This window comes from Olleya sp. AS48 (assembly GCF_038900355.1).
Taxonomy (GTDB): domain Bacteria; phylum Bacteroidota; class Bacteroidia; order Flavobacteriales; family Flavobacteriaceae; genus Olleya.
Window position 1 is genome coordinate 166,599 of sequence record NZ_JBBMRD010000002.1, and the last position, 23,412, is coordinate 190,010.

Consider the following 23,412-nt stretch of genomic DNA (forward strand, 5'->3'; position numbering starts at 1 on the left):
TATTAAATAAGAGGCAGCATCCAATTTGGTAAGCTGCCTCTTTTTTTAAAACTAACTTCGCTATGAAAAAAATTATTTTTTTTATTTTTTTGCTATGTCAAATTACATTGGCGCAGCAACAAAATGTAACTTACAATGTTACTCCTTCTGTAATTGAAGAAGACCAATTGGTAACACTAACTTTTAATGGTAGTAGTATTGATGAAGCAACTTGGAATGTTGTTAATAATGAACTGTATTTATGGTCTTGGTCATATGATTTAAACTTAACTAATCAGCAAGACGCACCAAATAATGGAGATTGGACAGACTCTTCAAACACAACAACGCCAAACCTATTGACTTATAATTCAGGAAGTGACACCTACTCTATTTCATTTATACCACAAGACTTTTATAACCGAACAGGAATTGGACGTATTGGGTTTCTTTTAAAGGCTAAAGACGCTTCAGGAGACAAAAAATCTCAAGATATACTTGAAGATGTTGGTTCATTTCAAGTAATTTTAACGACTCCAGAAGACAATTCTACAACAATTATAGATACTGGAAGCAACTTTGACATTTCTGCTAATAATACAGGTGGTAATGCTAATTACGTTTTAAGTGCAGAAGGAACAACTATTGACACTCAAAATGGCGTGTCTTCGTATAACTTCCAAGACACAGCTATTACAATAAACAAAAACTATACATTAGACGTAACAGTTGGTGGGCAAACTAAAACAAAATCATTTTCTGTAGTTGTAGATCCTGGTAGTACTTTTGCTATCATGCCAACTAACTATCAAGACGGAATCACTTATGATCCTGCAGATCCTACACAAGCAACTTTAGTATTATATGCACAAGGTAAAGACTTTGTATACGTAGCAGGAAGCTTTAACAATTGGCAGCCTGACAACAGCTACGCTATGAAAAGAGATCCAACTAGAAATAATAAATATTGGATAACATTAACAGGGTTAACTCCAGGTCAAATAGAAACTTATCAATATTGGGTAGTAGATAAAACACCAATAACAAATTCGCCTAAACTAGTTAAGGTTGCAGATCCTTATTCAACATTAGTATTGTCTCCTTTTGATGATCCATACATCCCAGCAGCTACTTATCCAAATATCCCTACCTATCCTACTGGTCAAGATAGAGAAGTTACTGTTTTACAAACTGGTCAAACAGATTATCCATGGGTAGTTACAGATTTTGAAAAACCTAAAAAAGAGGATTTAGTAATTTATGAAGTCTTAGTTAGAGATTTTGATGCTAATAGAAATTTTCAGGATATAATAGATAGAATAGATTATTTTAAAAATCTAAACATCAATGCTATTCAATTAATGCCAATTATGGAATTTGAAGGCAATGAAAGTTGGGGATATAATACCTCTTTTCATATGGCATTAGATAAATATTATGGTACAGAAGACAAACTTAAAGAGCTTATCGATATTTGTCATCAAAACGGAATTGCTGTAATATTAGACCTTGCACTAAACCATGCATTTGGACGTAACCCTATGGTACGCATGTGGATGGATGATGCAGATGGTGATGGTTGGGGAGAACCAAGTAGCGAAAACCCATATTTTAATCAAGTCGCAACACATAGTTACAGTGTTGGTTCAGATTTTGACCACTCAAACTCTTTCACAAAAGTATATTCAAAAAGAGTTGTAAAACAATGGATTGAAGAATACAAAATTGATGGATTTAGATGGGATTTAACCAAAGGGTTTACTCAAAACGCCTCTTCAGGAGAAACGCAAACCAACGCTTACCAAGCCGATAGAGTTGCAATTTTAAAAGAATATGCAGATTACTCATGGAGTTTGGATGAAGACCACTACGTTATATTTGAACATTTAGGGTTTGGCGGAAGTGCTGCAGAAGAAAAGGAATGGGCTGATTATAGAGTAGATGAAGGTAAAGGTATCATGCTTTGGGGTAAAATGACAGATCCTTATAACCAATTAACAATGGGTTATGCTTCAGGAACCGACATTAGCAGAATGGGTCATAAAGACAACAGTCGTAATTATGATGCACCAAGACTAGTAGGCTATCCAGAAAGTCATGACGAAGAAAGACTAATGTATAAAAATGTACAATTTGGAAACAGCACTAATGCTAGTCATAATGTTACTAATTTAAATATAGCTATTAAAAGAATGTCTGCATTAGGTGCAGTATCATTAACCATACCTGGTCCAAAAATGATTTGGCATTTTGGAGAACTTGCTATGGAAAATTCTATTTACACCTGTAATAATGGTAGTGTAAATACGGAAGCAGATGCTATTGACGGTAACTGTAAATTAGATACAAAACCACAACCTCAATGGACAAACGGATGGCTTACGGACGCTAACAGAAGTCAAGTATATAATGATTGGTCTAGAATAAACGAGTTAAAGGTAAACGAAGCTGTCTTTGAAGGAGACTATATAATTAACGATAGTAGCAACCCAAATGTAGACACTTTAACACCTAGAATTTACATATTTGACAATGCTTTACCTTCAACCGAATTAAAAAACGTAGTAATATTAGCAAACTTTGATGTAACATCACAAAACGTGACACCAGATTTTCCATATACAGGTACATGGTATGACTTAATGGATCAAAGCAATAGTACCTTTATTAATGTAACTAACACTGCAACACCAATTACAATACCAGCAGGAGAGTTTAGAATATATGGTAATGCAGTTCCACAAAGCCTAAGCACAGATCAATTTCAAATTGCAAATAACTTTAAATTATATCCTAATCCTGCAAAAACATCTTTTAAACTAACAACTAAAATAACAGGAGTTAAAATCTTAGACGTGTCAGGAAAACAGTTAATTGAATATAAAGGAACATTTGAAGCAGGACATCAATTTAATATTGAAAACTTAGTTAACGGATTATATATAATACAGTTAGAAGACACTAACGGACAAACTAAAATATCCAAACTAATAAAATCTTAAATCAACACCTATAATCATATAAAAAGCTTCAACTAAATATTGAAGCTTTTTTGTAGTGCATTTTGATACTCAAAAAGATATGAACAAACTTATTAAAAATAAGTGCTATCAGTATTTGGTAATCAAATATATAATCGTAAATTTGCAAACTCTTTTTGAGAGAGGAATGTTTAATAAAAAATAATTAATAACGTGGACACATTAAGCTACAAAACGATTTCAGCAAACAAAGCAACTGTAGATAAGCAGTGGGTTTTAGTAGATGCTGAAGGTCAATCATTAGGTCGTTTAGCTTCTAAAGTTGCAAAACTTTTAAGAGGAAAACATAAGCCTAGCTTCACACCACACGTTGATTGTGGAGATAACGTAATTGTTATCAATTCAGAAAAAATCAACTTAACTGGAAACAAATGGAATGACAAAACGTACATTCGTCACACAGGTTATCCAGGTGGTCAAAGAAGTTTAACTGCTACAGAAATGTTTGGAAAAGATCCAGCAAGGTTAGTAGAAAAATCAGTAAAAGGAATGTTACCTAAAAACAAATTAGGTGCAACATTATTCCGTAATTTAAATGTTGTTGTTGGTGCAGCTCACTCACATGAAGCACAAAAGCCAACAGTAATTAACTTAAACGAATTCAAGTAATGGAAGTAATTCACAAAATTGGTCGTCGTAAGACCGCAGTTGCTCGTGTTTACCTATCTGAAGGAAAAGGTAACATTACGATCAACAAAAAAGATCTTAAAGACTACTTCGATACAGCAACTTTACAGTACAAAGTAAATCAACCATTAGCTTTAACAGATAATGAAGGTAACTTTGATATTAAAGTAAATGTATTTGGAGGAGGTATCACAGGTCAAGCTGAAGCTGTACGTTTAGCAATCTCTCGCGCAATGTGCGAATTAGATGCTGAAAACAGATTAATCTTAAAGCCTGAAGGATTATTAACAAGAGACCCAAGAATGGTTGAGCGTAAAAAATTCGGACAGAAAAAAGCGCGTAAGAAATTCCAATTCTCTAAACGTTAATACCTTTGTTGAATTTATTTTCAACACAAAACAAAAAATCAAACAGTTATTGTTGTCCTAGTCTCTTTAAAACAAAAGCGCAGGATTTAGTTTAGCATCTAAATAGTTAAGGCTATTGAATATTATTTTTTCAAGACCACTTAATTATTGCTAATTCAACAGAACGTAAACTATTACAAAATGGCAGTAGAAGTAAAAGAATTACTTGAAGCAGGTGTACACTTTGGTCACCTTACACGTAAGTGGGATCCTAACATGGCGCCTTACGTATATATGGAGCGTAACGGTATCCATATTATAAATTTATATAAAACAGCAGCTAAAATTGAAGAAGCTGGAGACGCATTAGCAAAAATTGCAGCTTCAGGTCGTAAAATTTTATTTGTTGCAACAAAAAAGCAAGCAAAAGATATCGTAGCTGAAAAAGCAGGTAGCATTAACATGCCTTTCATTACTGAAAGATGGCCTGGTGGAATGTTAACAAACTTTGTTACAATCCGTAAAGCAATCAAAAAGATGGCTACAATTGATAGAATGAAAAAAGATGGTACGTTTTTAACGTTATCTAAAAAAGAACGTTTACAAGTTGACCGTTTAAGAGCTAAGTTAGAAAAAAACTTAGGGTCTATCGTTGACATGACACGTTTACCAGGAGCTTTATTTGTTGTTGACATTAAGCGCGAACATATTGCAATTAAAGAAGCTCAAAAATTAAACATTCCAATTTTTGCAATGGTAGATACTAACTCTGATCCACGTCAAGTAGATTATGTAATACCAGCAAATGATGATGCTTCTAAATCAATTGATAAAATCTTAACGCACGTTACCGATGCTATTACAGCTGGATTAAACGAGCGTAAAGCTGAAAAAGCAGACAAAGATGCAGCTAAAGTAGATAAAAAAGCAGCACCTAAAAAAGCTAAAGCAGCTAAAGACGAAGAAGAATAAAATAACAATTTCAAAACACAAATAAGTCGTTTAATTCTTTTCTTTGTTGAAAACTAATTAAACGACTTTTTTTAAATTATACTTATTATGAGCGAAGTAAAAATTTCAGCAGCACAAGTAAACGAACTAAGAAAAGCTACAGGAGCCGGAATGATGGACTGTAAAAAAGCATTAGTTGAAGCAGGTGGTGATTTTGACAAAGCAATTGACGTTTTACGTAAAAAAGGTCAAAAAGTAGCAGAAAAAAGAGCTGACAGAGATTCTTCTGAAGGTGCTGCAGCAATCAAAATTAACGATGACAACACTGTTGGTGTTGCAATCGTATTAGGTTGTGAAACTGATTTTGTTGGTAAAAACGAATCATTTTTAGCATTAGCTGCACAATTTGCAGACATTGCAATCAACTTTGATACTAAAGAAGATTTCTTAGCTGCAGACTTTGGTGGTATGACAGTTACTGAAAAATTAGTAGAACAAACAGGAGTTGTTGGAGAGAAATTAGAAATTACTGCATTTGAAAAATTAGAAGCTCCTTACGTAGGTTCTTATGTTCATATCAATAAAATTGGTGCATTAGTTGGTTTATCTGAAGCAAACGAAACGGTTGGTAAAGATGTAGCAATGCAAGTAGCTTCAATGGGAGCATCTTCATTATCTTACAAAGATTTTGATCCTGCATTTGTAGCATCAGAAACTGAAGCAAGAATTGCTGTTATCGAAAAAGACAACATCGAGTTAGGTCGTTTAGGTAAAACACTTAAAAATGTACCTCAATACATCTCAATGTCTCAATTAACTCCAGAAGTTATGGCTAAAGCAGAAGAGGATGCTAAAGCAGAATTAAAAGCTGAAGGAAAACCAGAACAAATCTGGGACAAAATTTTACCAGGTAAAATGGATCGTTTTGTATCTGATAATACTACTTTAGATCAAGAACAATGTTTATTAGATCAAAGATTTATTAAAGATGAAAAAATGACTGTAGCAGATTACGTAGCATCTCAAAACGTATCTGTAACAGCTTTCAAACGTGTATCTTTAGGATAGAAAACTATTTTTATTTCCGCGTAAGCGAAAATTTAAAATAATTACAAATATTTAAAACCACTACTCTATTTTAGAGTTAGTGGTTTTTTTTGTTTAAATTGTAGTGTAAATTCTTTTAAATGAAAAATATATTATTCACATTAATATTCGCAATTTCTATACTTTCTTGTAAAGCACAACAACCTATAATAAGCATAGAAGATGCAACAGCCGAAGAAATAGAAAACGCCTATTATAAAGACACTAATAATATACTTGATCCCTTTGTTGGCTCATGGGTACTAAATGATGGTACAACCTATCTAAAAATTGTATTTGAAAAAAAAATCATGGCAAATACAGGAAATTATTTTGAAGATCTTTTAATAGGCGAATTTCAATATAAAGAAAATAATATAGAGCTAGTAAACACCTTACCCAACCTTACAGACTCAACAATAACTAATGTTTTTAAATATAGCATAAATGGAAATTACTTTATGTTAAATACATCACCTTTTGAAGACTATACAACAGACAGCTTTAGAATGAACTTAAGTATGAGCGAACCAAATGGTTGCGTAAGTAATTTAGATGTAAGAGTAGCTACGGTAAACGGACAACAAGCTATACAAATATTTAAGCGAGGCTTTCTTATAACTTTAGAACCAGGTGAGCCAGCATCACCAGAACCTATCATACCAGCAGGCTTTTACTTTTTGATTAAAGAATAAAATTTAATACTAACTAAACGCAAAACCACTACTCTATTTTAGAGTCAGTGGTTTTTTTATAATTAATTAATCAACTTAGTAAAAAAGCGAACATTTGTGTATTAATAGCAATTTCAGAAATAAAAAATTTATGTAGCTTTGCTAAACTTTCGGAACGACTTATGAAACTTCCATAAAAAACGCTCTAACGCAAGAGAATGATTAAATGGAAGCAACATATGACCCATGAAAAACAATAAATAAACACATGAAATACAAACGCATACTCCTAAAATTATCTGGTGAAGCCCTAATGGGAAACCGTCAATATGGTATTGATCCAGAACGATTATCAGAATACGCAGAAGAGATTAAAGCAGTTACAGAAAAAGGTGTAGAAGTTGCTATAGTTATTGGTGGTGGAAACATTTTTAGAGGTGTTGCAGGTGCCATGAATGGTATGGATCGTGTACAAGGAGATCATATGGGTATGTTAGCAACTGTTATTAATGGTTTAGCATTACAACAAGCATTAGAAGATGCTGGTATAAAAACCAGACTTCAAACAGCTATCAAAATAAACGAAGTTGCCGAGCCTTTTATTAGAAGAAAAGCCATGAGCCATCTTAATAAAGGTCGCGTTGTAATTTTTGGAGGTGGAACAGGTAATCCTTATTTTACAACAGATTCTGCTGCAGTATTAAGAGCTATCGAGATTGAGGCTGACGTAATCCTAAAAGGGACTCGTGTAGACGGAATATACAATACAGACCCAGAAAAGGATAGTACTGCTATAAAATTTGACCATATTACTTTTGACGATGTATTACGTAAAGGTCTTAAAGTTATGGATACTACAGCTTTTACATTAAGCCAAGAAAACGACTTACCAATTATTGTATTTGATATGAATACAAAAGGTAATTTAATGAAGGTAGTTTCTGGAGAAAACATAGGAACACAAGTAAGTTTATAAAATAGATTATTATATTACGTTTAAAATTGGCTCGCTTTTTGAAAGTCATTCAATATTAAATTATTACAAGCATGAACGAAGACATTACATTTATAGTAGACAGCACAAAAGAAGCAATGGATAAAGCCATTAAGCATCTTGAAAAACAATTTGTAAATATTAGAGCCGGAAAAGCTAGTCCTGCAATGTTAGGAAGCGTAATGGTAGACTATTATGGATCACAAACTCCGTTAAGTCAAGTTGCTAATGTTAACACTCCAGATGGTCGTACAATAACAGTACAACCTTGGGAAAAAAACATGCTACAAGCAATTGAAAAGGCTATTATGATCGCTAATCTTGGTTTTAACCCAATGAATAATGGTGATTTAATAATAATAAGTGTTCCGCCTTTAACAGAAGAGCGTAGACGTGATTTAGCAAAACAAGCTAAAGCTGAAGCTGAAGATGCTAAAGTAGGTGTTAGAAGCGCACGTAAGGATGCTAATAACGACATTAAGAAGACTGAAGATGCATCTGAAGACCTTCAAAAAAATGCAGAAGCAGATGTACAAGCTTTAACAGACAAATACGTTAAAAAAATAGATGACATACTAGCTGCTAAAGAAGCAGAGATTATGACTGTATAAATCTTAAAAGCGACTTAAAAGTCGCTTTTTTTATAACTTTTATCAAAATATACCGTTAAGAGGTTTTAATAAAATATAGTTATGAAGTTTTTAAAATCACTTTGTGTATGTTTGTTTTTATGTGTTAGTATCCTGCAAGCACAAGAGTATGCCTTTATACCAAAAGAGCAACATCGCCTAACAGATGAAGAAGTTAAAACAATGGAGTTAGTCATAACACCTGATGTTTTACTTTTTAATGAGAGAGGTAAGTTATTACCCATGTCACAGGTACAACTAATGACCAACTCAGACTACAAACCTTTATTTTTTGTTGACAACGAAAACAAACTAAAGTCAGTAGTATTTAAAAGACTAAAAGCAATAAACAATACTATCGCTAAAAATCCTGAAGCTAATTTTACTAAAGGCGAAAAAGCCTATGATTTTATAGCTACAGATTTAGATGGTAACACCTTTAAATTATCAGATTTAAAAGGACAAGTTGTAATATTAAATTTTTGGTTTACTAATTGTGGTCCTTGTATCCAAGAAATGCCAGAATTAAATAAATTAGTAGACAATTTTAAATCTAAAAAAGTAAAATTTTTGGCAATTACTTTTAATCAAAAAGACAATATTGAGCAGTTTTTAAAAACCCAAGACTTTAAATTTACTATTTTACCAAATGCCAATAACATCATATCGTTATATGGTGTAGGCACCTTCCCGACCACTATTGTAATTAATAAAAAGGGTGAAATTGTAACCAAAGAAGTTGGTTACAGAACTAATATAAAATCTGTACTTACTAAAGCTATTAATGCAGCACTTTAAAACAAAAAAACAAAAGTATTGGTTAGTAATGTTGTGCTTTATTTGCATGACGTTTTCTTGGGCACAAACACCTGAGAAAAACCTAAAAGTTAGTGACACTACCAAATCTAGTGAACTTTTAAAACAAATAGGAAATGGTTTTTTCCCTACCAAAGTATGGAATTTTGACCTGAGGTATCTTATTAAATTTAATCAATACGAAGGATTTAGAACAGGTTTAGGCGGAATTACTAATGATTCGTTTTCTGAAAAATACAGAATAGATTCTTATTTAGTTTATGGATTTAGAGATGATAGTTTTAAATATAAAATTGGTGGTGGTTTTAGAGTAAACGAAAAATCAAAAACCTGGATAAACATTTCTTACATTGATGATTTAAAAGAAACTGGTAGCTCTGACTTTTTAACAGACAGTAGATCTTTTTCATTTTTTGAACCTAGATTGTTAAACATAGATTTATTTCATAAACACATTACATCTGCAATATCTTTAGAACACGAAATAACCGCAAAACTATACTCAAAATCTGAAATAGCAATAAGTAACATAAGACCTACTTACACTTATAACTACGACTTAGAAGGCAATACTTTTAGCGGATTTGAAACTACTACAGCAAAAGTCGCGTTACAATGGAATCCATTTAACATCACACAACAATCTGACGATGGAGCGGAGAAAACTATTGAAGGCTATCCAAAATTTACACTGCAATACACAAAAAGTTTTAAAGATGTTTTGAATGCTGATTTCAACTTTTCAAAACTAGACTTTAAAACCATTCATAAAATTAAGCACAGCAAAAACTCCTATACCATAGGAACTTTATCTGCAGGAATAGCACATGGTGACGCACCTTTAACTCACCTTTACCATGCTTACCCAAATAATATAACCAAAGAAACTATTTTACAACGGTTTTCAGTCGCTGGAATTAATAGTTTTGAAACCATGTATTTTAATGAGTTTTTCTCTGATCGTTTTACAACAGTAGTCTTAAAACATTATGTCAAACCATTTGCAATTGCTAAGCGTTTTAATCCACAATTAGTTTTAATTACTCGTTATGCTATTGGTAACATGAATAATATTAACAGACATAAAGAAGTTACGTTTGGGACTCTGGAACATGGCTATACTGAAAGTGGTTTTGAGATTAATAAACTGCTATTTGGTTTTGGATTAAGTGCAACTTATAGATATGGAGCCTACCACTTACCTAACCAAGAAGATAATATTGCAGTAAAATTCACTTTTAATATTGCATTATAAACCAAATTTAGCTTAGTAAATACAATGGTTTTACATACCTTTGCTCCGTTTTTTAAAGCATTATGTTAAAACTATTTTCAGCAAATTTTTGGGACGTTGTAGCAAGACTAATATTGCGCAACAAAATAGCTATTCTATTAGGTGTTGTACTTGTTACTATTTTTTTTAGTACACAATGGAAGTACATGCGCTTTACTTATACTGAAGCTAATTTATTGCCTGATGACCATGAGGTCAATATTACTTACAACGATTTTTTAAAAGTTTTTGGAGAAGAAGGTAATTTAATTGTCCTTGGTGTTAAAGACACAACACTATTTACTGTAGAGAAATTAAATGCTTGGAATGCACTTTCTGATAGTTTTAGGGAAGCTCCAGAAGTAGAAACTGTAGTCTCCATAAAAGATCTTCAAAAATTAGTTAAAGATCAAGAAAACGAAAAATTTGCATTAGAGCCTTTTATTAAAGACTCTGTAGCTTCAATAGAACAGATTGAAAAACTGCAAGACCAACTTTTTAATCAATATCCTTTTTACGATAATTTTTTATTCAACAAAAAAACTAAAACGGTACGTACTGCTATCTATTTAAAAAAAGATATAGTAAATACACCTGCTAGAAAGGATTTTGTGATGGATAATTTAGTTGAAAAAGTTAAAGCTTTTGAGACTAGTCAGGGAATGAATGTTCGTATTTCTGGTATGCCATACATTCGCACACTTAATGCTCAAAATATTGTTGATGAGATTAACTTATTTGTACTTGCTGCATTATTAGTAACCTCTTTAATATTCTTTTTATTTTTCAGATCGTTTAGAGCCACCTTTATTTCACTTATCGTAGTCTGTATAGGTGTTATGTGGACACTTGGGATTTTAGGAATGTTGGGTTATGAAATCACGGTATTAACAGCCTTAATACCTCCTTTAATTATTGTTATTGGTATTCCTAATTGTATTTTCTTAATTAACAAATACCAACATGAGGTTAAATCTCATGGTAACAAAGTTAAAAGCTTACAACGTGTTATTACTAAAGTTGGTAATGCAACACTTATGACCAACGTGACAACAGCGTCTGGTTTTGCAACCTTTATTTTAACAGAAAGCACTCTATTAAAAGAGTTTGGTGTAGTCGCATCATTAAGTATCCTTGCTATTTTTATACTTTGTCTGTTAATAATACCAATTATTTACACCTTTTTACCTTACCCTAAAGAGCGTCATTTAGAACATTTAAACAAAAAATGGATAGGTGGTTTTGTGGATTGGATGGAAAAAATGGTTAGAGAAAAACGCATTACTATTTACATTACCTCAATCGTATTATTAGTGGTTTGCTTAATAGGGATTTTTCAAATTAAAATATCTGGAAGCCTAATTGAAGACATGCCTAAAAAGGCAGAGTTTTTTCAAGATATTCGCTTTTTTGAAGAAGAGTTTGATGGTATTATGCCATTAGAAATCATGATTGACACTAAACGCAAACAAGGTGTCATGAAGTTAGCGACCTTAAAACGTATGAATAAAATTGAGGAGTTTATTAATGAAACACCTGAATTTTCTAAACCAATCTCTGTAGTAGGCTTAGTTAAATACTCTAAACAAGCATATTATAATGGTAATCCAAAATATTACCAGTTACCAACTAGTCAAGAAAACAGTTTTATATTATCATACGCAAAAAACTCTACCTCAAATGTAGACTTACTTAAAAACTTTGTAGATAGTACAGGTCAATATGCCAGAATAACAACCTTTATGAAGGATATTGGAACCGATAAAATGGAACGTATCCAAGAAAATCTTCAAGATAAAATAGATAATGTTTTTCCGGAAGAACGCTATAATGTTACCATGACTGGTAAAGCATTAGTGTTTCAAAAAGGAACTAAATATTTGGTTAAAAATTTAGCGATTTCATTATCATTAGCTGTGATATTAATATCACTGTTTATGGCCTATATGTTTCGTTCGTTTAGGATGATAATCGTTTCATTAATCCCAAACCTTTTACCATTAGTTGTTACTGCTGGATTAATGGGATATTTAGGCGTACCAATTAAACCATCTACAATACTTGTATTTAGTATTGCTTTTGGAATATCTGTGGATGACACAATACACTTTTTAGCAAAATACAGACAAGAATTACAAGCCAATAATTGGAAAATTAAAAAGTCGGTTTATGCTGCTTTAAGAGAAACAGGTGTAAGTATGTTTTACACATCAATAGTGCTGTTTTTCGGGTTTTCGGTATTTATAATCTCTAGCTTTGGTGGTACAGTTGCTTTAGGTGCATTAGTATCTGTAACGCTTTTATTTGCTATGTTATCCAACTTATTACTACTACCATCTTTATTATTGTCTCTAGAAAGAAGCATTGCCAATAAAGAGGTCCTAAAAGAACCAACAATAAATATCATACCTTCTGAAGATGATGATGACGAAAAATCATTTATTTCAGAAGAAAAATAATATAAAAAGTATATTTTTAATCAAATTTTTTTAAAAATGAATTCATATACAGTCGCTACATTACTTAAAGAGACCAAATTACAAGAAGTACATATAAAAGGTTGGGTACGTACCTTTAGAGCCAATAGATTTGTGGCTTTAAATGATGGATCAACACTACAAAACATACAATGTGTAGTAGATTTTGAAAAAACTGACGAAGCCTTATTAAAACGAATTACAACAGGTGCTGCTGTAGCAATTACAGGAGATTTAGTGGAGAGCCAAGGAAAAGGACAAAACGTTGAAATTACAGTTACTAAAATTGAAATTTTAGGAGATTCTGATCCAGAAACATATCCAATTCAGCCTAAAAAACACAGCTTTGAGTTTTTAAGAGAAAACGCGCATTTACGTACACGTACCAATACATTTAGTGCTGTAATGCGTTTACGTTCGGCTTTATCTTTTGCTGTACACAAGTATTTTAACGACAATGGTTTTTACTACATGCACACACCAATCATAACAGGTAGTGATGCAGAAGGAGCCGGAGAAATGTTTCGTGTTAGCACATTAGATCAAAAAAATCCACCTTTAACAGAAGATGGAGCAATAGATCACTCCAAAAACTTTTTTGGTAAAGACACAAACCTAACTGTTTCGGGACAATTAGAAGCCGAAACCTATGCGATGTCTTTAGGTAAAGTATACACTTTTGGACCAACGTTTAGAGCAGAAAACTCTAACACTTCTCGTCACCTTGCCGAGTTCTGGATGATTGAGCCTGAAGTTGCTTTTATGGATTTAGCTGGTAACATGGATTTAGCAGAGGACTTTATGAAATCTGTTATTAGTTATGTTTTAGAGCATAATAAAGAAGATTTAGAATTTTTAGACCAACGTCTATTAGATGAAGAAAAAGTAAAACCACAAGCTGAAAGAAGTGATTTAAGTTTAATTGAAAAATTAAAATTTGTTACAGAAAACAACTTTAAACGTGTTAGCTATACTGAAGCTATAGATATTTTAAGAAATTCTAAACCTAACAAGAAAAAGAAATTTAATTATATCATTGAAGAATGGGGAGCAGATTTACAATCAGAACACGAACGTTTTCTTGTAGAAAAGCACTTTAAATGTCCAGTAATATTATTTGATTATCCTGCAAACATTAAAGCATTTTACATGCGTTTAAATGAAGACGGAAAAACAGTACGTGCTATGGATATTTTATTTCCTGGTATTGGAGAAATAGTTGGTGGATCGCAACGTGAAGAGCGTTTAGAAGTTCTAAAAGAAAAAATGGCTGTTCTAGATATTCCAGAAGAAGAGTTATGGTGGTACCTAGACTTACGCAAGTATGGTACAGCTGTGCACTCTGGTTTTGGTTTAGGTTTCGAGCGTTTAGTAATGTTTGCAACAGGTATGACAAATATTAGAGACGTAATTCCTTACCCAAGAACACCACAAAATGCAGAATTTTAATAGCATAAATGACTATAGTGTAATACTAAAGTAATTTTATACTTAAAATATATCTTAAAACAATCTACTAAAATCAATAATGTAGATTGTTTTTTTTATTTTTATCATTATTCTAAAACAAATCATGCTTAAACAATATCTACAGTTTAAATTATCGCAAAAGTTGTCTCCGCAACAAATTCAATTAATGAAATTGATACAATTGCCTACGCAAGCATTTGAGCAACGATTAAAGCAAGAGTTGGAAGAAAACCCTGCTTTGGAAGGTGGTAAAGAAGACAATTCAGACGATTTAGATGATGATTTTGACAACTCTCAAGACGATTATAATGATAATGAAACCATTGATACTGGTGACATTAACGTTGATGATTATTTAAGTGATGACGAAATACCAGATTATAGAACTAGTGTCAACAATTACAGTGCAGATGATGACGAAAAAAGTGTGCCATATGCAGCAGGAACATCGTTTACACAACATTTAATCAATCAATTAAACACGTATAGACTATCAGATGACGAAAGAGATATCGCCGAATTTTTAGTTGGTAGTGTTGATGAAAGTGGTTACATACGCAGAGAATTAAGCGATATTGTTGATGATTTAGCTTTTACTCAAAGCGTCTACACAGAGGAAGATAAAGTAAAAAAAGTACTTAGAATTGTTCATCAATTAGATCCAGCTGGTGTAGGAGCCAGAAACCTACAAGAGTGTTTAAGCATCCAATTACATCGTAAAGAAAAACAACCTGATATTGTATTGGCAGCAGATATTATAGATAACGCTTTTGATCAATTTACAAAAAAGCATTATAAAAAATTAATGCAAAAATTTGATATTACAGAGTTACAACTTAAAGATGCCATTCATGAAATTGAACGCCTAAATCCAAAGCCTGGAGGATCCTATGCTGGAAACAACAGAATTGTAGAACACGTCGTACCAGACTTTGCAATTAAAATTGTTGATGGCGAGTTAGAGCTTACTTTAAATGGTCGTAATGCGCCAGAATTACATGTTTCTAGAGAATATAGTAACATGATGAAAGGTTATAAAGAAAGTAAAGATAAAAGTAAGTCGCAAAAGGATGCAGTTATGTTTATAAAACAAAAACTAGATGCAGCCAAGTGGTTTATAGATGCCATCAAACAACGTCAACAAACTTTATTTGTAACAATGAGTAGCATCATGCATTACCAAAAAGAATATTTTTTAACTGGTGATGAGCGCAATCTAAAACCAATGATATTAAAAGATATTGCTGACGAGATTGAAATGGATGTTTCAACAGTATCACGTGTGGCTAATAGCAAATACGTAGATACACCTTACGGAACTAAGTTGATAAAAGAATTTTTCTCTGAATCGATGACTAACGATCAAGGTGAGGAAGTATCCACAAGAGAAATTAAAAAAATATTAGAAACTGTCATTGAAGAAGAAAGCAAAAAGAAACCGCTTACAGATGAAGCTTTAGCTAAAATATTAAAAGAAAAAGGCTATCCTATTGCACGACGTACTGTTGCTAAATATAGAGAGCAATTGGACATACCTGTTGCTAGATTACGTAAAAAAATATAATTACGTAAATCTATCAAGTAAAACATATATCTACACTGCTATTAATAAACACTGTTTTTTACAGAAATTAAAACGTATTACTTCATGAAATGGCTAATCAAAAGTTTGTCATTTATATTTCATCCTGTAATAATGCCATTATTGGCAGTACATTTTTATTTTAAAAAATCTCCAAGATTTATTCCAGAAGAAATTGTTCATGCGAAGTTAATTTCGCTTTCTATACTATCTATAGCATTACCCATATTAGTCTATTTTTTATTAAAAACTTTAGGTAAGACTGAAACAATATATTTAAAGACAACCAAAGAGCGTGTTTATCCTTTACTAATTAACTGCCTTATAATTGGCTTGCTAATATTACGCGTATTCCCATTAGATCAAATACCAGAGTTATACTTCTTTTTTGTGGGAATATTAATTTCTAATATCACTTGTTTACTTTTCGCTCTAGCAAAATTTAAGGCTAGTATACATTTAATTGCAACAGGAGGCGTTTTTATGTTCTTTACAGCATTTGCTATTCATTTTAGTGTAAATATAAATGGCTCGTTGGCATTAATGGCTATAATAACTGGAGCTGTAGCATCCTCTAGGTTATCCCTAAAAGCACATACACCAAGAGAATTAATAATAGGTTTATTTATTGGTATTACACCTCAATTAATATTATTACAATATTGGTTATAAGATGTAAAACATTAGACCTACTTTAATAGCAGTCATATCTATAGGTTCTGCATTAACAGTTGCAGTATCAAAAATATCGTTTAGACCATAGTATAGATAAAAATTCCATGTATTATATCCTGCACAAAAGGTTAATCCATATTGCAACGTATTAAATACCTCTGTATTTTTTAAATTAATATTTTCTGGACTTCCCTCAAACTTAGTATTATTAGCTAAAACATAGCCAAATTTTACGCCTGTATAAATCCTCCAAAAACTATATTGCGTTGCTGTAGACGTCCTCCATCTATATTGTAAGGGCATTTCAATAACGTAAGTATTAAATTTATTTTTAGTGTAATCTGTATCATCATTTAGCACAGTAAAACCAAGTGTTTTGCTATCTTGAGATATTAGCAAATTTTGATTATATGAATTAACAGACAGTCCTAACCCTAAACCAATAGCCTTGTTTCGTCTTTTATTAATAGGCATATCCCTAATAAAACCAAAATGTACACCACTTGAAAAACCATTTTGAGATATACCATTTGGCTTTTTACTTAATAGGTTATAAGTTACACCCAAATAAAACTGATCTTCTCTGTAAAGTGAATCTATTACAGTATTTACTGAGGTAGACTCTTGAGCAACACTAATTGTACTGAACAAAGGGATAATAAATAAAAGCACTAAATATTTCATCTGATACATTTATTGAAATTAAACAGATGTAATCACATCTATTAATCTAAGATAAAAGAAATTAATTATTATAAAAAACAAAAGGTGTTTTGAAAATCAAAACACCTTTTGCTATAAAATTAAGAGTAATACTTATTTAAGTCCACTACCTTTTTTAGTAGTGTAATTAATTTTTAATTGACCAGTTTTACGCAATGCTTGTTCAATATCAGACACTAAACCCATGTTAGTTTCTTTATCTACTTTTAAAGCAGCGATTAATTGTGGTATTTCAGCTTCACGCTTTGAAGCTCTTTCAGCAGCTATAAAAGGTGCAATGTCTTTAAGTTCAGCAAACTTATCGTTTAACTGGATCTTAGCTTCATCACCCATATTTTTATAACTATCACTAGGCTTTCCAGCGTAGATAAACATTATTAAGTTTTTTTGACCTAATTTTTCAGTCTCTGCAGCAGATGGTAAATTGTTTTTAATTTTCAAACTGTTGTCTCTCATTACGGTTGCTACCATAAAAAAGAATAATAGCATGAATACAATATCTGGTAAAGATGCTGTAGATATAGCTGGCAACTCTTTGCTGCCTCCTTTTTTAAATTTTGACATAGTTTAATAATTATTTAGGTTCTGCTTTCGAGATGATTCTAGGATATTTATTCTTAATATTATCAATCTTCTCTTTTAGCTTTTCACTTTTAAATTGAGGTGAATTAGAGTCATCATAACTAGCTTCCATTTCTTTAAAAGAACGGTTGTATAGTCTTTGTGCTAAACGCTCTCTTAACTCAGTGTAAGCACTTACTAACTGATCATAAACCACGATAAATGTTTCATAATCTGTAGCTCTAGAATGTGTTATAGAAACGATAGCTTTTGATGGATGGTCAGACGATGCTGGATCCTTTGCTCCGTTACAGTAATCACACTTAGTTCCCTCAGTTCCCTCTCCTGCTCCATTATCAATAAACTTGATAGCTGCAGCTTTAAGGTCTTTAATTTTCATTAATTCTTCTTCAACCAACATTTGGTTGTCTTTGTTCAATTCAACAGTAAAAATGTTTTTCTGTTTAATTTTAACTTCAGGTGGTGGAATATCTGGTGGTAGTTTAGAACTAATACCAGAGTCCACTTCTATAGTTGTAGTAACTAAGAAGAATATTAATAATAAGAAGGCAATGTCAGCCATAGAGCCTGCATTAACTTCTGGTGCTGATCTTTTTGCCATAATTATTTTATTAGTTTTTTAATACCTGAGAATAACATTGCTCCAGCAGCTGCTAAAATTAGTATATAAAAAGCAACTAATCCTGCCCCTACCATTTTAGATTCTCCTTCTGTAGCTACAATCCCATTATAGAAGTATTCTTTAACATCTCCACCAGATACTGCATAAGCAATAACCAATACTAATAAGAATGCTCCCAATCCTATTAATGTATTTTTAAGAGATTTTCCTCCTGTAAATAAATTTTTGAATACAAAAAACACTACAAAAGCTAATACTAATCCTAGAATGATATAAGCAACAATTGCCATAGGGTCTACTATTGAAGTATCTCCATCAAGAGCTGCAGCTTTAATCGCTTCATCTCCTTTAGCAATAATGTTAACTAATATACCAATTCCAGCCAAACTCAATACTAAAGCAACTATTTTTAAAATCTTGTGCATAATCTTTAATTTTTAAAGTTAGTAATTGAGTAAATTATTTCTTGTACTTAGATAACATATCCATTAAGTTAATAGAAGAGTCTTCCATATCGTTAACAATACTGTCTATCTTAGCGATAATGTAATTGTAAAAAATTTGTAATATAATTGCTACAATAAGACCAAATACAGTAGTTAATAAGGCAACTTTAATACCTCCTGCTACTAATGATGGTTGCATATCTCCTGCAGCTTCAATTTTATCAAATGCTTGAATCATACCAATTACAGTTCCCATGAACCCTAACATTGGTGCTAAAGCGATAAATAAAGAAATCCAAGATACGTTTTTCTCTAATTGTCCCATTTGTACTCCACCATAAGCAACAACTGCTTTTTCAGCAGACTCTAAGTCTCCATCTGCTCTGTCTAAACCTTGGTAAAAGATAGAGGCAACAGGTCCTTTTGTGTTACGACAAACTTCTTTAGCAGCTTCTAATCCACCTGATTGAAGTGCATCTTCTACATCTTGTGTTAACTTTTTAGAGTTAGTTGTAGATAAATTTAAAAAGATAATTCTCTCAATAGCAATTGCTAATCCAAGAATTAAACATAATAATACAATCCCCATGAATCCTGGTCCACCTTCAATAAAACGTTTTTTAAGTTCTTGGTGGAACGTTAAGTTTTCGTCTGCAGTTGCAGCAGCAGCATCTGGTTCATCTTGTGTAAGTACTACAGTAGTTGCAGTCGTCATTGCTGCGTTAGTAGTTGCATTTGCAGTTCCGAATGCCATGATACACGCTATGGCTAGGATAGAAAATAATCTTTTCATTTTGTTGTTCTTAATTTTATTAGTTAAAGTGTTAAAGATATAAAAAAAATGTAATTAAAAATAAAAATTACAAAAAGAGATAAGTAAAATCATACAATTCTACTTTTCCTCCTCTATAATTTATCAAGACAGTTAAATATCTTGCAGAGAGGAAGGGATTCGAACCCTCGATACGCTATTAACGCATACACGCTTTCCAAGCGTGCGCCTTAAGCCACTCGGCCACCTCTCTGTAATTATCACTAATTACGGTGGGCAAATAACAAAAAAATATCCTAAGGTTAAAATTTTGAGGGTTAATTTTAAGACATTTCTCCACGTAAAGACGTTTCATATATGGTTTTGAATAAGTTAGGAGATATATTTTCTCCTAATAAATACATTAATTTACACAATGCTGCTTCTGTAGTGATATCTTTTCCTGAGATTAAACCTATTCGCTTTAACTTTTCACTAGTTTCATATTGTCCCATTAAGACACTTCCTCCGGAACATTGCGTTACATTTATAATTGGCACACCTTTATTTATGGTCTCCTTTAATAACTGTAAAAACCAATCTTTTGTTGTGCAGTTTCCTGCGCCATAGGTTTCCAATATCACTCCTTTTAGTCCTTCGGTTTTAAAAATACTTTCTAAAAGGTTTCTTGAAATTCCTGGAAACAGTTTTACTAATGCAATATTTGAGTCTAAATCCTTATGTACAACTAGATCTTTTCTAGTGTTAGGTTTAAATAAATACTCGTTATTAACTTTTAGGTGCACACCGCTTTCTGCCAAATCCGGATAATTTAGACTTGCAAAAGCCTCAAAGTGTTCTGCATTTATTTTGGTGGTACGATTGGCTCTGTACAATTTATATTCAAAATACAATCCTACTTCTTTAATTACAGGTTTATTATAATATTGTAAAGAAGCGATTTGTATTGATGTTATTAGGTTTTCTTTTGCATCTGTGCGCAAATCTCCGATTGGCAATTGAGATCCTGTAAAAATAACTGGTTTTGCAAGATGCTCCAACATAAAGCTTAAGGCTGATGCAGTATAACTCATGGTGTCGCTACCATGTAGTACTACAAATCCATCAAATAGCGGATAGTTTTGCTGGATAACCTCAGCTATTTGCACCCAATATTTAGGTTCCATATTACTGGAGTCTATTGGCTCTTCAAAAGAATAGGTTTCTATGGTACACTCTAGCAATTTTAACTCTGGAATACGATCTAATAAGTTAGCAAAATCAAAAGCGCGTAAGGCTCCTGTTTCTGGGTCTTTTATCATACCAATGGTTCCACCTGTGTAAATAAGAAGTATGTTGGGAATAGTTTTAGTCATAAGTTTTTAGATACCGAAAACTGCTTTAGAGTTCTCTGTTGTAATTTGAGCAATTTTTTGTTCGGACACTTCATATATATCAGATAACTTTTCAATGACCTTTATTATGTAGCTACTTTCATTACGTTTACCTCTAAATGGTTTTGGAGCTAAATAAGGTGAATCTGTTTCTAATACAATATGTTGTAAATCTATTTGATTTAAAAACTGATCAATCTTTCCGTTTTTAAAAGTTGCTACGCCTCCAATACCAAGTTTCATATTATAAGAAATGGCTTGATGTGCTTGCTGTAATGTTCCTGTAAAACAATGAAAAATCCCAAATAAATCGTCTGATTTTTCGTCTTCTAAAATTTCAAAAATCTCATCAAATGCTTCGCGACAATGGATAACAATGGGTAGTTTGTGTTGTTTTGCTAATGTGATTTGTTTTCTAAAAGCATCTTGCTGAATGGCTAAGGTGCTTTTATCCCAATATAAATCTATACCAATCTCTCCTACTGCGTAAAATTTATGTGTATCTAACATCTCTGACACATGCGCCAACTCTTCTAGATAATTATCTTTAACATGCGTTGGGTGTAAACCCATCATCAAAAAGACATGTTCTGGATAGTCTTTTTCTAGTTGCAACATACTTGATGTATAGGTACTATCAATTGCTGGAATAAACAATCTAGAAACGCCAGCTTCCAAGGTGCGTTGCATCATATCTGCCCTATCGTCGTCAAAAGCTTCGCTATATAAATGTGTATGTGTATCTGTAATTATCATATCGCAAAAATAAAAAAGTCATCATGGATATGATGACTTTTAGTTAAGTATTTTAAGACCTTATATTTAAGACTCTTTTTATTCTATTTTATTTAATAATTTATGTGCTTGATCATAGTCATCTGCATCTTCTGGTATTGTCTTTAATATCTTAATACATTCTGCTTCTTTTTGTTGTTTCAATTTACTTAAGGCTAAGTACCATTTTGCTTTATTATTATAGGCAGAGCTTCCTTGTGAGATATCACCTAATATTGTTTCTGCTTTAGCAAAATTATCTAATTCTATATTTGTAATAGCGTAATAAAAATTGTACTCGACGTTATCAGGATTGTTTTGCAGTAATTCTTCCAAATACGCTTTAGCTTTTTTATAGTCTTTATTATTAAATGCTTTTGTTGTTTTTATTAATAAACCCACATTCCCTTCTGTATTTCTTACTGCAAAATCTACAGTGTCATGTGTATTAAAATCAGAGTAATTGGCACCTCCAGAAAACTGATTGTACGCAAAAAAGCCCATTACTAATGCTATACTTGCTGCAATTGCTAGTTTATAAAAATTAAAAGTCTTTTTACGCTCTATTGGATTTTCTTTATCCTCTTGTTTGATAAAATACCTATGAGAAATAGTATCTAAATTGGCTTTAAAATCTGCAGTTTGATCTTTATTTCCAATCTCATGTTCCAAATTAGCAGACAATTGTTTGTAAATTGTAAAGGCTTGCTTAAACTCTTGATCTGTATTTAATCTGTTTTCAAAATCTGAGGATTGTTGATCAGATAAGTCGCCAGCCAAATAGTTTTCAAAAAGGATATAATCTTGTTCTTCCATAGCATTAATAATTAAGTTGATTAAACGTTGGCGACTCTTTAACTAACTTGGTTAATTGTCCTATGCATAAGGATTTTTTCTTTCTTGCGTAAGCATAACTTACATTAAGATTTAAGGCTACTTCTTCCATAGATTTTATTTTAAATGTAGCTTTTAGCAAATCCTTGCAGGCATCTCCTAATTTTTGAAACATCTGATTAAATAATATCTGTTTGTTTTCAAAAATAGAGGTTTCAAAAGATAACTGATAAGCGTCGTCATCTTTAGATAGCACTTCTTCATTTATTGTTACCTCCTTATTATCTCTTTTTTTCAAAACATTAAGCCATTTGCGTTTACATAATAAAAAAAAGTAAGCATCAAAAGGACAGGTTAATTGTAAGTTTTTTTGACTGCCTTGATTATATATAGTTAGTATGGTGTCTTGGATAATGTCCTGAGCACTATCTGCATCACCATTGTTTTGTTTAATATAATTAATCACTTTAGGCGCAAACTTATCATATATAGCCTGAATAATAAAGGAGTTGTTGTTTACCAATCCATCCACATATTTCTGGTCTTCGTGTATTTTTTTTTGACTCATAAACCCTTTGTTTCCAACGAATTTAAAAAAACTTAGCAAAACAAGGGTAACAAATTTTAAATGGTTTTGATATAAGGGTGTAACAGTCAAAATTAGA

General features: G+C 32.0%; 23 protein-coding genes and 1 tRNA gene. 14 read left to right on the forward strand and 10 right to left on the reverse strand.

Going from position 1 to position 23,412, the window contains the following annotated elements; all coding sequences use genetic code 11:
* Positions 1–62 precede the first annotated feature (62 nt).
* From WNY60_RS03825 to WNY60_RS03890, 14 genes are all read left to right on the forward strand, one after another.
* Complete coding sequence (locus WNY60_RS03825; RefSeq protein WP_342861565.1) at positions 63–2,981, forward strand: alpha-amylase family glycosyl hydrolase; 2,919 nt, start codon at positions 63–65, stop codon at positions 2,979–2,981.
* A 192-nt stretch (positions 2,982–3,173) separates the two neighbouring features.
* Positions 3,174–3,629, forward strand: coding sequence for a 50S ribosomal protein L13 (gene rplM / locus WNY60_RS03830; RefSeq protein WP_145006015.1), 456 nt, complete (start codon positions 3,174–3,176; stop codon positions 3,627–3,629).
* Complete coding sequence (rpsI, locus tag WNY60_RS03835) at positions 3,629–4,015, forward strand: 30S ribosomal protein S9 (RefSeq protein WP_028289143.1); 387 nt, start codon at positions 3,629–3,631, stop codon at positions 4,013–4,015. Before rplM ends, rpsI begins: the two co-directional genes overlap by 1 nt.
* A 180-nt stretch (positions 4,016–4,195) precedes the next feature.
* The gene (gene rpsB, locus WNY60_RS03840; RefSeq protein ID WP_028284247.1) at positions 4,196–4,966 is read left to right on the forward strand and encodes a 30S ribosomal protein S2; all 771 of its coding nucleotides are present in this window, start codon (positions 4,196–4,198) and stop codon (positions 4,964–4,966) included.
* Positions 4,967–5,053: 87 nt separating this feature from the next.
* Positions 5,054–6,013 carry a translation elongation factor Ts gene (gene tsf / locus WNY60_RS03845; RefSeq protein WP_099568045.1) on the forward strand — a complete coding sequence of 320 codons (960 nt, stop codon included), beginning with the start codon at positions 5,054–5,056 and terminating at the stop codon, positions 6,011–6,013.
* Positions 6,014–6,132: 119 nt separating this feature from the next.
* Positions 6,133–6,726 (forward strand): DUF6705 family protein, encoded by a 594-nt coding sequence (locus tag WNY60_RS03850; RefSeq protein WP_342861567.1) that lies wholly within the window; start codon positions 6,133–6,135, stop codon positions 6,724–6,726.
* A 247-nt stretch (positions 6,727–6,973) separates the two neighbouring features.
* On the forward strand, positions 6,974–7,681 hold the full coding sequence (gene pyrH, locus WNY60_RS03855) for a UMP kinase (RefSeq protein ID WP_145006006.1): 708 nt from the start codon (positions 6,974–6,976) through the stop codon (positions 7,679–7,681).
* Positions 7,682–7,752: 71 nt separating this feature from the next.
* On the forward strand, positions 7,753–8,310 hold the full coding sequence (frr, locus tag WNY60_RS03860) for a ribosome recycling factor (RefSeq protein ID WP_145006003.1): 558 nt from the start codon (positions 7,753–7,755) through the stop codon (positions 8,308–8,310).
* Between the two features lie 81 nt (positions 8,311–8,391).
* Positions 8,392–9,126: a TlpA disulfide reductase family protein gene (locus tag WNY60_RS03865; RefSeq protein ID WP_342861568.1), complete on the forward strand. Its 735-nt coding sequence runs from the start codon at positions 8,392–8,394 to the stop codon at positions 9,124–9,126.
* Positions 9,113–10,399 carry a DUF5686 family protein gene (locus WNY60_RS03870; protein WP_342861569.1) on the forward strand — a complete coding sequence of 429 codons (1,287 nt, stop codon included), beginning with the start codon at positions 9,113–9,115 and terminating at the stop codon, positions 10,397–10,399. Before WNY60_RS03865 ends, WNY60_RS03870 begins: the two co-directional genes overlap by 14 nt.
* Before the next feature lie 62 nt (positions 10,400–10,461).
* Positions 10,462–12,876, forward strand: a complete 2,415-nt coding sequence (locus WNY60_RS03875; protein ID WP_145005997.1) for an efflux RND transporter permease subunit — start codon at positions 10,462–10,464, stop codon at positions 12,874–12,876.
* A 36-nt stretch (positions 12,877–12,912) separates the two neighbouring features.
* Positions 12,913–14,343, forward strand: a complete 1,431-nt coding sequence (gene asnS, locus WNY60_RS03880; RefSeq protein WP_028284241.1) for an asparagine--tRNA ligase — start codon at positions 12,913–12,915, stop codon at positions 14,341–14,343.
* 124 nt (positions 14,344–14,467) lie between these two features.
* Positions 14,468–15,928, forward strand: coding sequence for an RNA polymerase factor sigma-54 (gene rpoN / locus WNY60_RS03885; protein ID WP_145005993.1), 1,461 nt, complete (start codon positions 14,468–14,470; stop codon positions 15,926–15,928).
* Positions 15,929–16,012: 84 nt separating this feature from the next.
* Entirely contained in the window at positions 16,013–16,618 is a 606-nt protein-coding gene (locus WNY60_RS03890; protein WP_342861571.1) for a hypothetical protein, read from the forward strand.
* On the opposite strand, the gene WNY60_RS03895 is transcribed toward WNY60_RS03890, so the two are convergent.
* The 10 genes from WNY60_RS03895 to WNY60_RS03940 form a co-directional block, all read right to left on the reverse strand.
* On the reverse strand, positions 16,613–17,305 hold the full coding sequence (locus tag WNY60_RS03895; RefSeq protein WP_261375468.1) for a porin family protein: 693 nt from the start codon (positions 17,303–17,305) through the stop codon (positions 16,613–16,615). The two genes, WNY60_RS03890 and WNY60_RS03895, sit on opposite strands and share 6 nt — an antisense overlap.
* Positions 17,306–17,437: 132 nt before the next feature.
* Positions 17,438–17,908 carry a biopolymer transporter ExbD gene (locus WNY60_RS03900; RefSeq protein WP_028284234.1) on the reverse strand — a complete coding sequence of 157 codons (471 nt, stop codon included), beginning with the start codon at positions 17,906–17,908 and terminating at the stop codon, positions 17,438–17,440.
* Between the two features lie 10 nt (positions 17,909–17,918).
* Positions 17,919–18,527 carry a biopolymer transporter ExbD gene (locus WNY60_RS03905; RefSeq protein ID WP_028284233.1) on the reverse strand — a complete coding sequence of 203 codons (609 nt, stop codon included), beginning with the start codon at positions 18,525–18,527 and terminating at the stop codon, positions 17,919–17,921.
* A gap of 2 nt (positions 18,528–18,529) precedes the next feature.
* A complete protein-coding gene (locus WNY60_RS03910; RefSeq protein WP_292946751.1) occupies positions 18,530–18,973 on the reverse strand; it encodes a hypothetical protein in 444 nt (147 codons plus the stop codon).
* 34 nt (positions 18,974–19,007) lie between these two features.
* Positions 19,008–19,787: a MotA/TolQ/ExbB proton channel family protein gene (locus WNY60_RS03915; protein WP_028284231.1), complete on the reverse strand. Its 780-nt coding sequence runs from the start codon at positions 19,785–19,787 to the stop codon at positions 19,008–19,010.
* Positions 19,788–19,931: 144 nt separating this feature from the next.
* Positions 19,932–20,019: transfer RNA gene (locus tag WNY60_RS03920), tRNA-Ser, on the reverse strand.
* A gap of 70 nt (positions 20,020–20,089) precedes the next feature.
* Positions 20,090–21,121, reverse strand: coding sequence for an asparaginase (locus tag WNY60_RS03925; RefSeq protein WP_145005974.1), 1,032 nt, complete (start codon positions 21,119–21,121; stop codon positions 20,090–20,092).
* A gap of 6 nt (positions 21,122–21,127) precedes the next feature.
* Positions 21,128–21,895: a TatD family hydrolase gene (locus WNY60_RS03930; RefSeq protein WP_342861573.1), complete on the reverse strand. Its 768-nt coding sequence runs from the start codon at positions 21,893–21,895 to the stop codon at positions 21,128–21,130.
* Between the two features lie 78 nt (positions 21,896–21,973).
* The gene (locus tag WNY60_RS03935) at positions 21,974–22,729 is read right to left on the reverse strand and encodes a tetratricopeptide repeat protein (RefSeq protein ID WP_145005969.1); all 756 of its coding nucleotides are present in this window, start codon (positions 22,727–22,729) and stop codon (positions 21,974–21,976) included.
* Positions 22,730–22,733: 4 nt separating this feature from the next.
* Positions 22,734–23,315 (reverse strand): sigma-70 family RNA polymerase sigma factor, encoded by a 582-nt coding sequence (locus WNY60_RS03940; protein WP_342861574.1) that lies wholly within the window; start codon positions 23,313–23,315, stop codon positions 22,734–22,736.
* Positions 23,316–23,412: the final 97 nt, after the last annotated feature.

What these genes read in the sequence shown, in the direction of transcription:
- WNY60_RS03870 (WP_342861569.1), top strand. Translation starts at nt 9,113, where the DNA reads ATGCAGCACTTTAAAACAAAAAAACAAAAGTATTGGTTAGTAATGTTG.
- rpsB (WP_028284247.1), top strand. Translation starts at nt 4,196, where the DNA reads ATGGCAGTAGAAGTAAAAGAATTACTTGAAGCAGGTGTACACTTTGGT.
- asnS (WP_028284241.1), top strand. Translation starts at nt 12,913, where the DNA reads ATGAATTCATATACAGTCGCTACATTACTTAAAGAGACCAAATTACAA.
- WNY60_RS03925 (WP_145005974.1), bottom strand. Translation starts at nt 21,121, where the DNA reads ATGACTAAAACTATTCCCAACATACTTCTTATTTACACAGGTGGAACC.
- WNY60_RS03940 (WP_342861574.1), bottom strand. Translation starts at nt 23,315, where the DNA reads ATGAGTCAAAAAAAAATACACGAAGACCAGAAATATGTGGATGGATTG.
- WNY60_RS03905 (WP_028284233.1), bottom strand. Translation starts at nt 18,527, where the DNA reads ATGGCAAAAAGATCAGCACCAGAAGTTAATGCAGGCTCTATGGCTGAC.
- WNY60_RS03865 (WP_342861568.1), top strand. Translation starts at nt 8,392, where the DNA reads ATGAAGTTTTTAAAATCACTTTGTGTATGTTTGTTTTTATGTGTTAGT.
- WNY60_RS03895 (WP_261375468.1), bottom strand. Translation starts at nt 17,305, where the DNA reads ATGAAATATTTAGTGCTTTTATTTATTATCCCTTTGTTCAGTACAATT.
- WNY60_RS03915 (WP_028284231.1), bottom strand. Translation starts at nt 19,787, where the DNA reads ATGAAAAGATTATTTTCTATCCTAGCCATAGCGTGTATCATGGCATTC.
- WNY60_RS03935 (WP_145005969.1), bottom strand. Translation starts at nt 22,729, where the DNA reads ATGGAAGAACAAGATTATATCCTTTTTGAAAACTATTTGGCTGGCGAC.
- WNY60_RS03875 (WP_145005997.1), top strand. Translation starts at nt 10,462, where the DNA reads ATGTTAAAACTATTTTCAGCAAATTTTTGGGACGTTGTAGCAAGACTA.
- rpoN (WP_145005993.1), top strand. Translation starts at nt 14,468, where the DNA reads ATGCTTAAACAATATCTACAGTTTAAATTATCGCAAAAGTTGTCTCCG.
- WNY60_RS03825 (WP_342861565.1), top strand. Translation starts at nt 63, where the DNA reads ATGAAAAAAATTATTTTTTTTATTTTTTTGCTATGTCAAATTACATTG.
- tsf (WP_099568045.1), top strand. Translation starts at nt 5,054, where the DNA reads ATGAGCGAAGTAAAAATTTCAGCAGCACAAGTAAACGAACTAAGAAAA.
- WNY60_RS03900 (WP_028284234.1), bottom strand. Translation starts at nt 17,908, where the DNA reads ATGTCAAAATTTAAAAAAGGAGGCAGCAAAGAGTTGCCAGCTATATCT.
- WNY60_RS03930 (WP_342861573.1), bottom strand. Translation starts at nt 21,895, where the DNA reads ATGATAATTACAGATACACATACACATTTATATAGCGAAGCTTTTGAC.
- WNY60_RS03890 (WP_342861571.1), top strand. Translation starts at nt 16,013, where the DNA reads ATGAAATGGCTAATCAAAAGTTTGTCATTTATATTTCATCCTGTAATA.
- frr (WP_145006003.1), top strand. Translation starts at nt 7,753, where the DNA reads ATGAACGAAGACATTACATTTATAGTAGACAGCACAAAAGAAGCAATG.
- pyrH (WP_145006006.1), top strand. Translation starts at nt 6,974, where the DNA reads ATGAAATACAAACGCATACTCCTAAAATTATCTGGTGAAGCCCTAATG.
- WNY60_RS03850 (WP_342861567.1), top strand. Translation starts at nt 6,133, where the DNA reads ATGAAAAATATATTATTCACATTAATATTCGCAATTTCTATACTTTCT.
- WNY60_RS03910 (WP_292946751.1), bottom strand. Translation starts at nt 18,973, where the DNA reads ATGCACAAGATTTTAAAAATAGTTGCTTTAGTATTGAGTTTGGCTGGA.
- rpsI (WP_028289143.1), top strand. Translation starts at nt 3,629, where the DNA reads ATGGAAGTAATTCACAAAATTGGTCGTCGTAAGACCGCAGTTGCTCGT.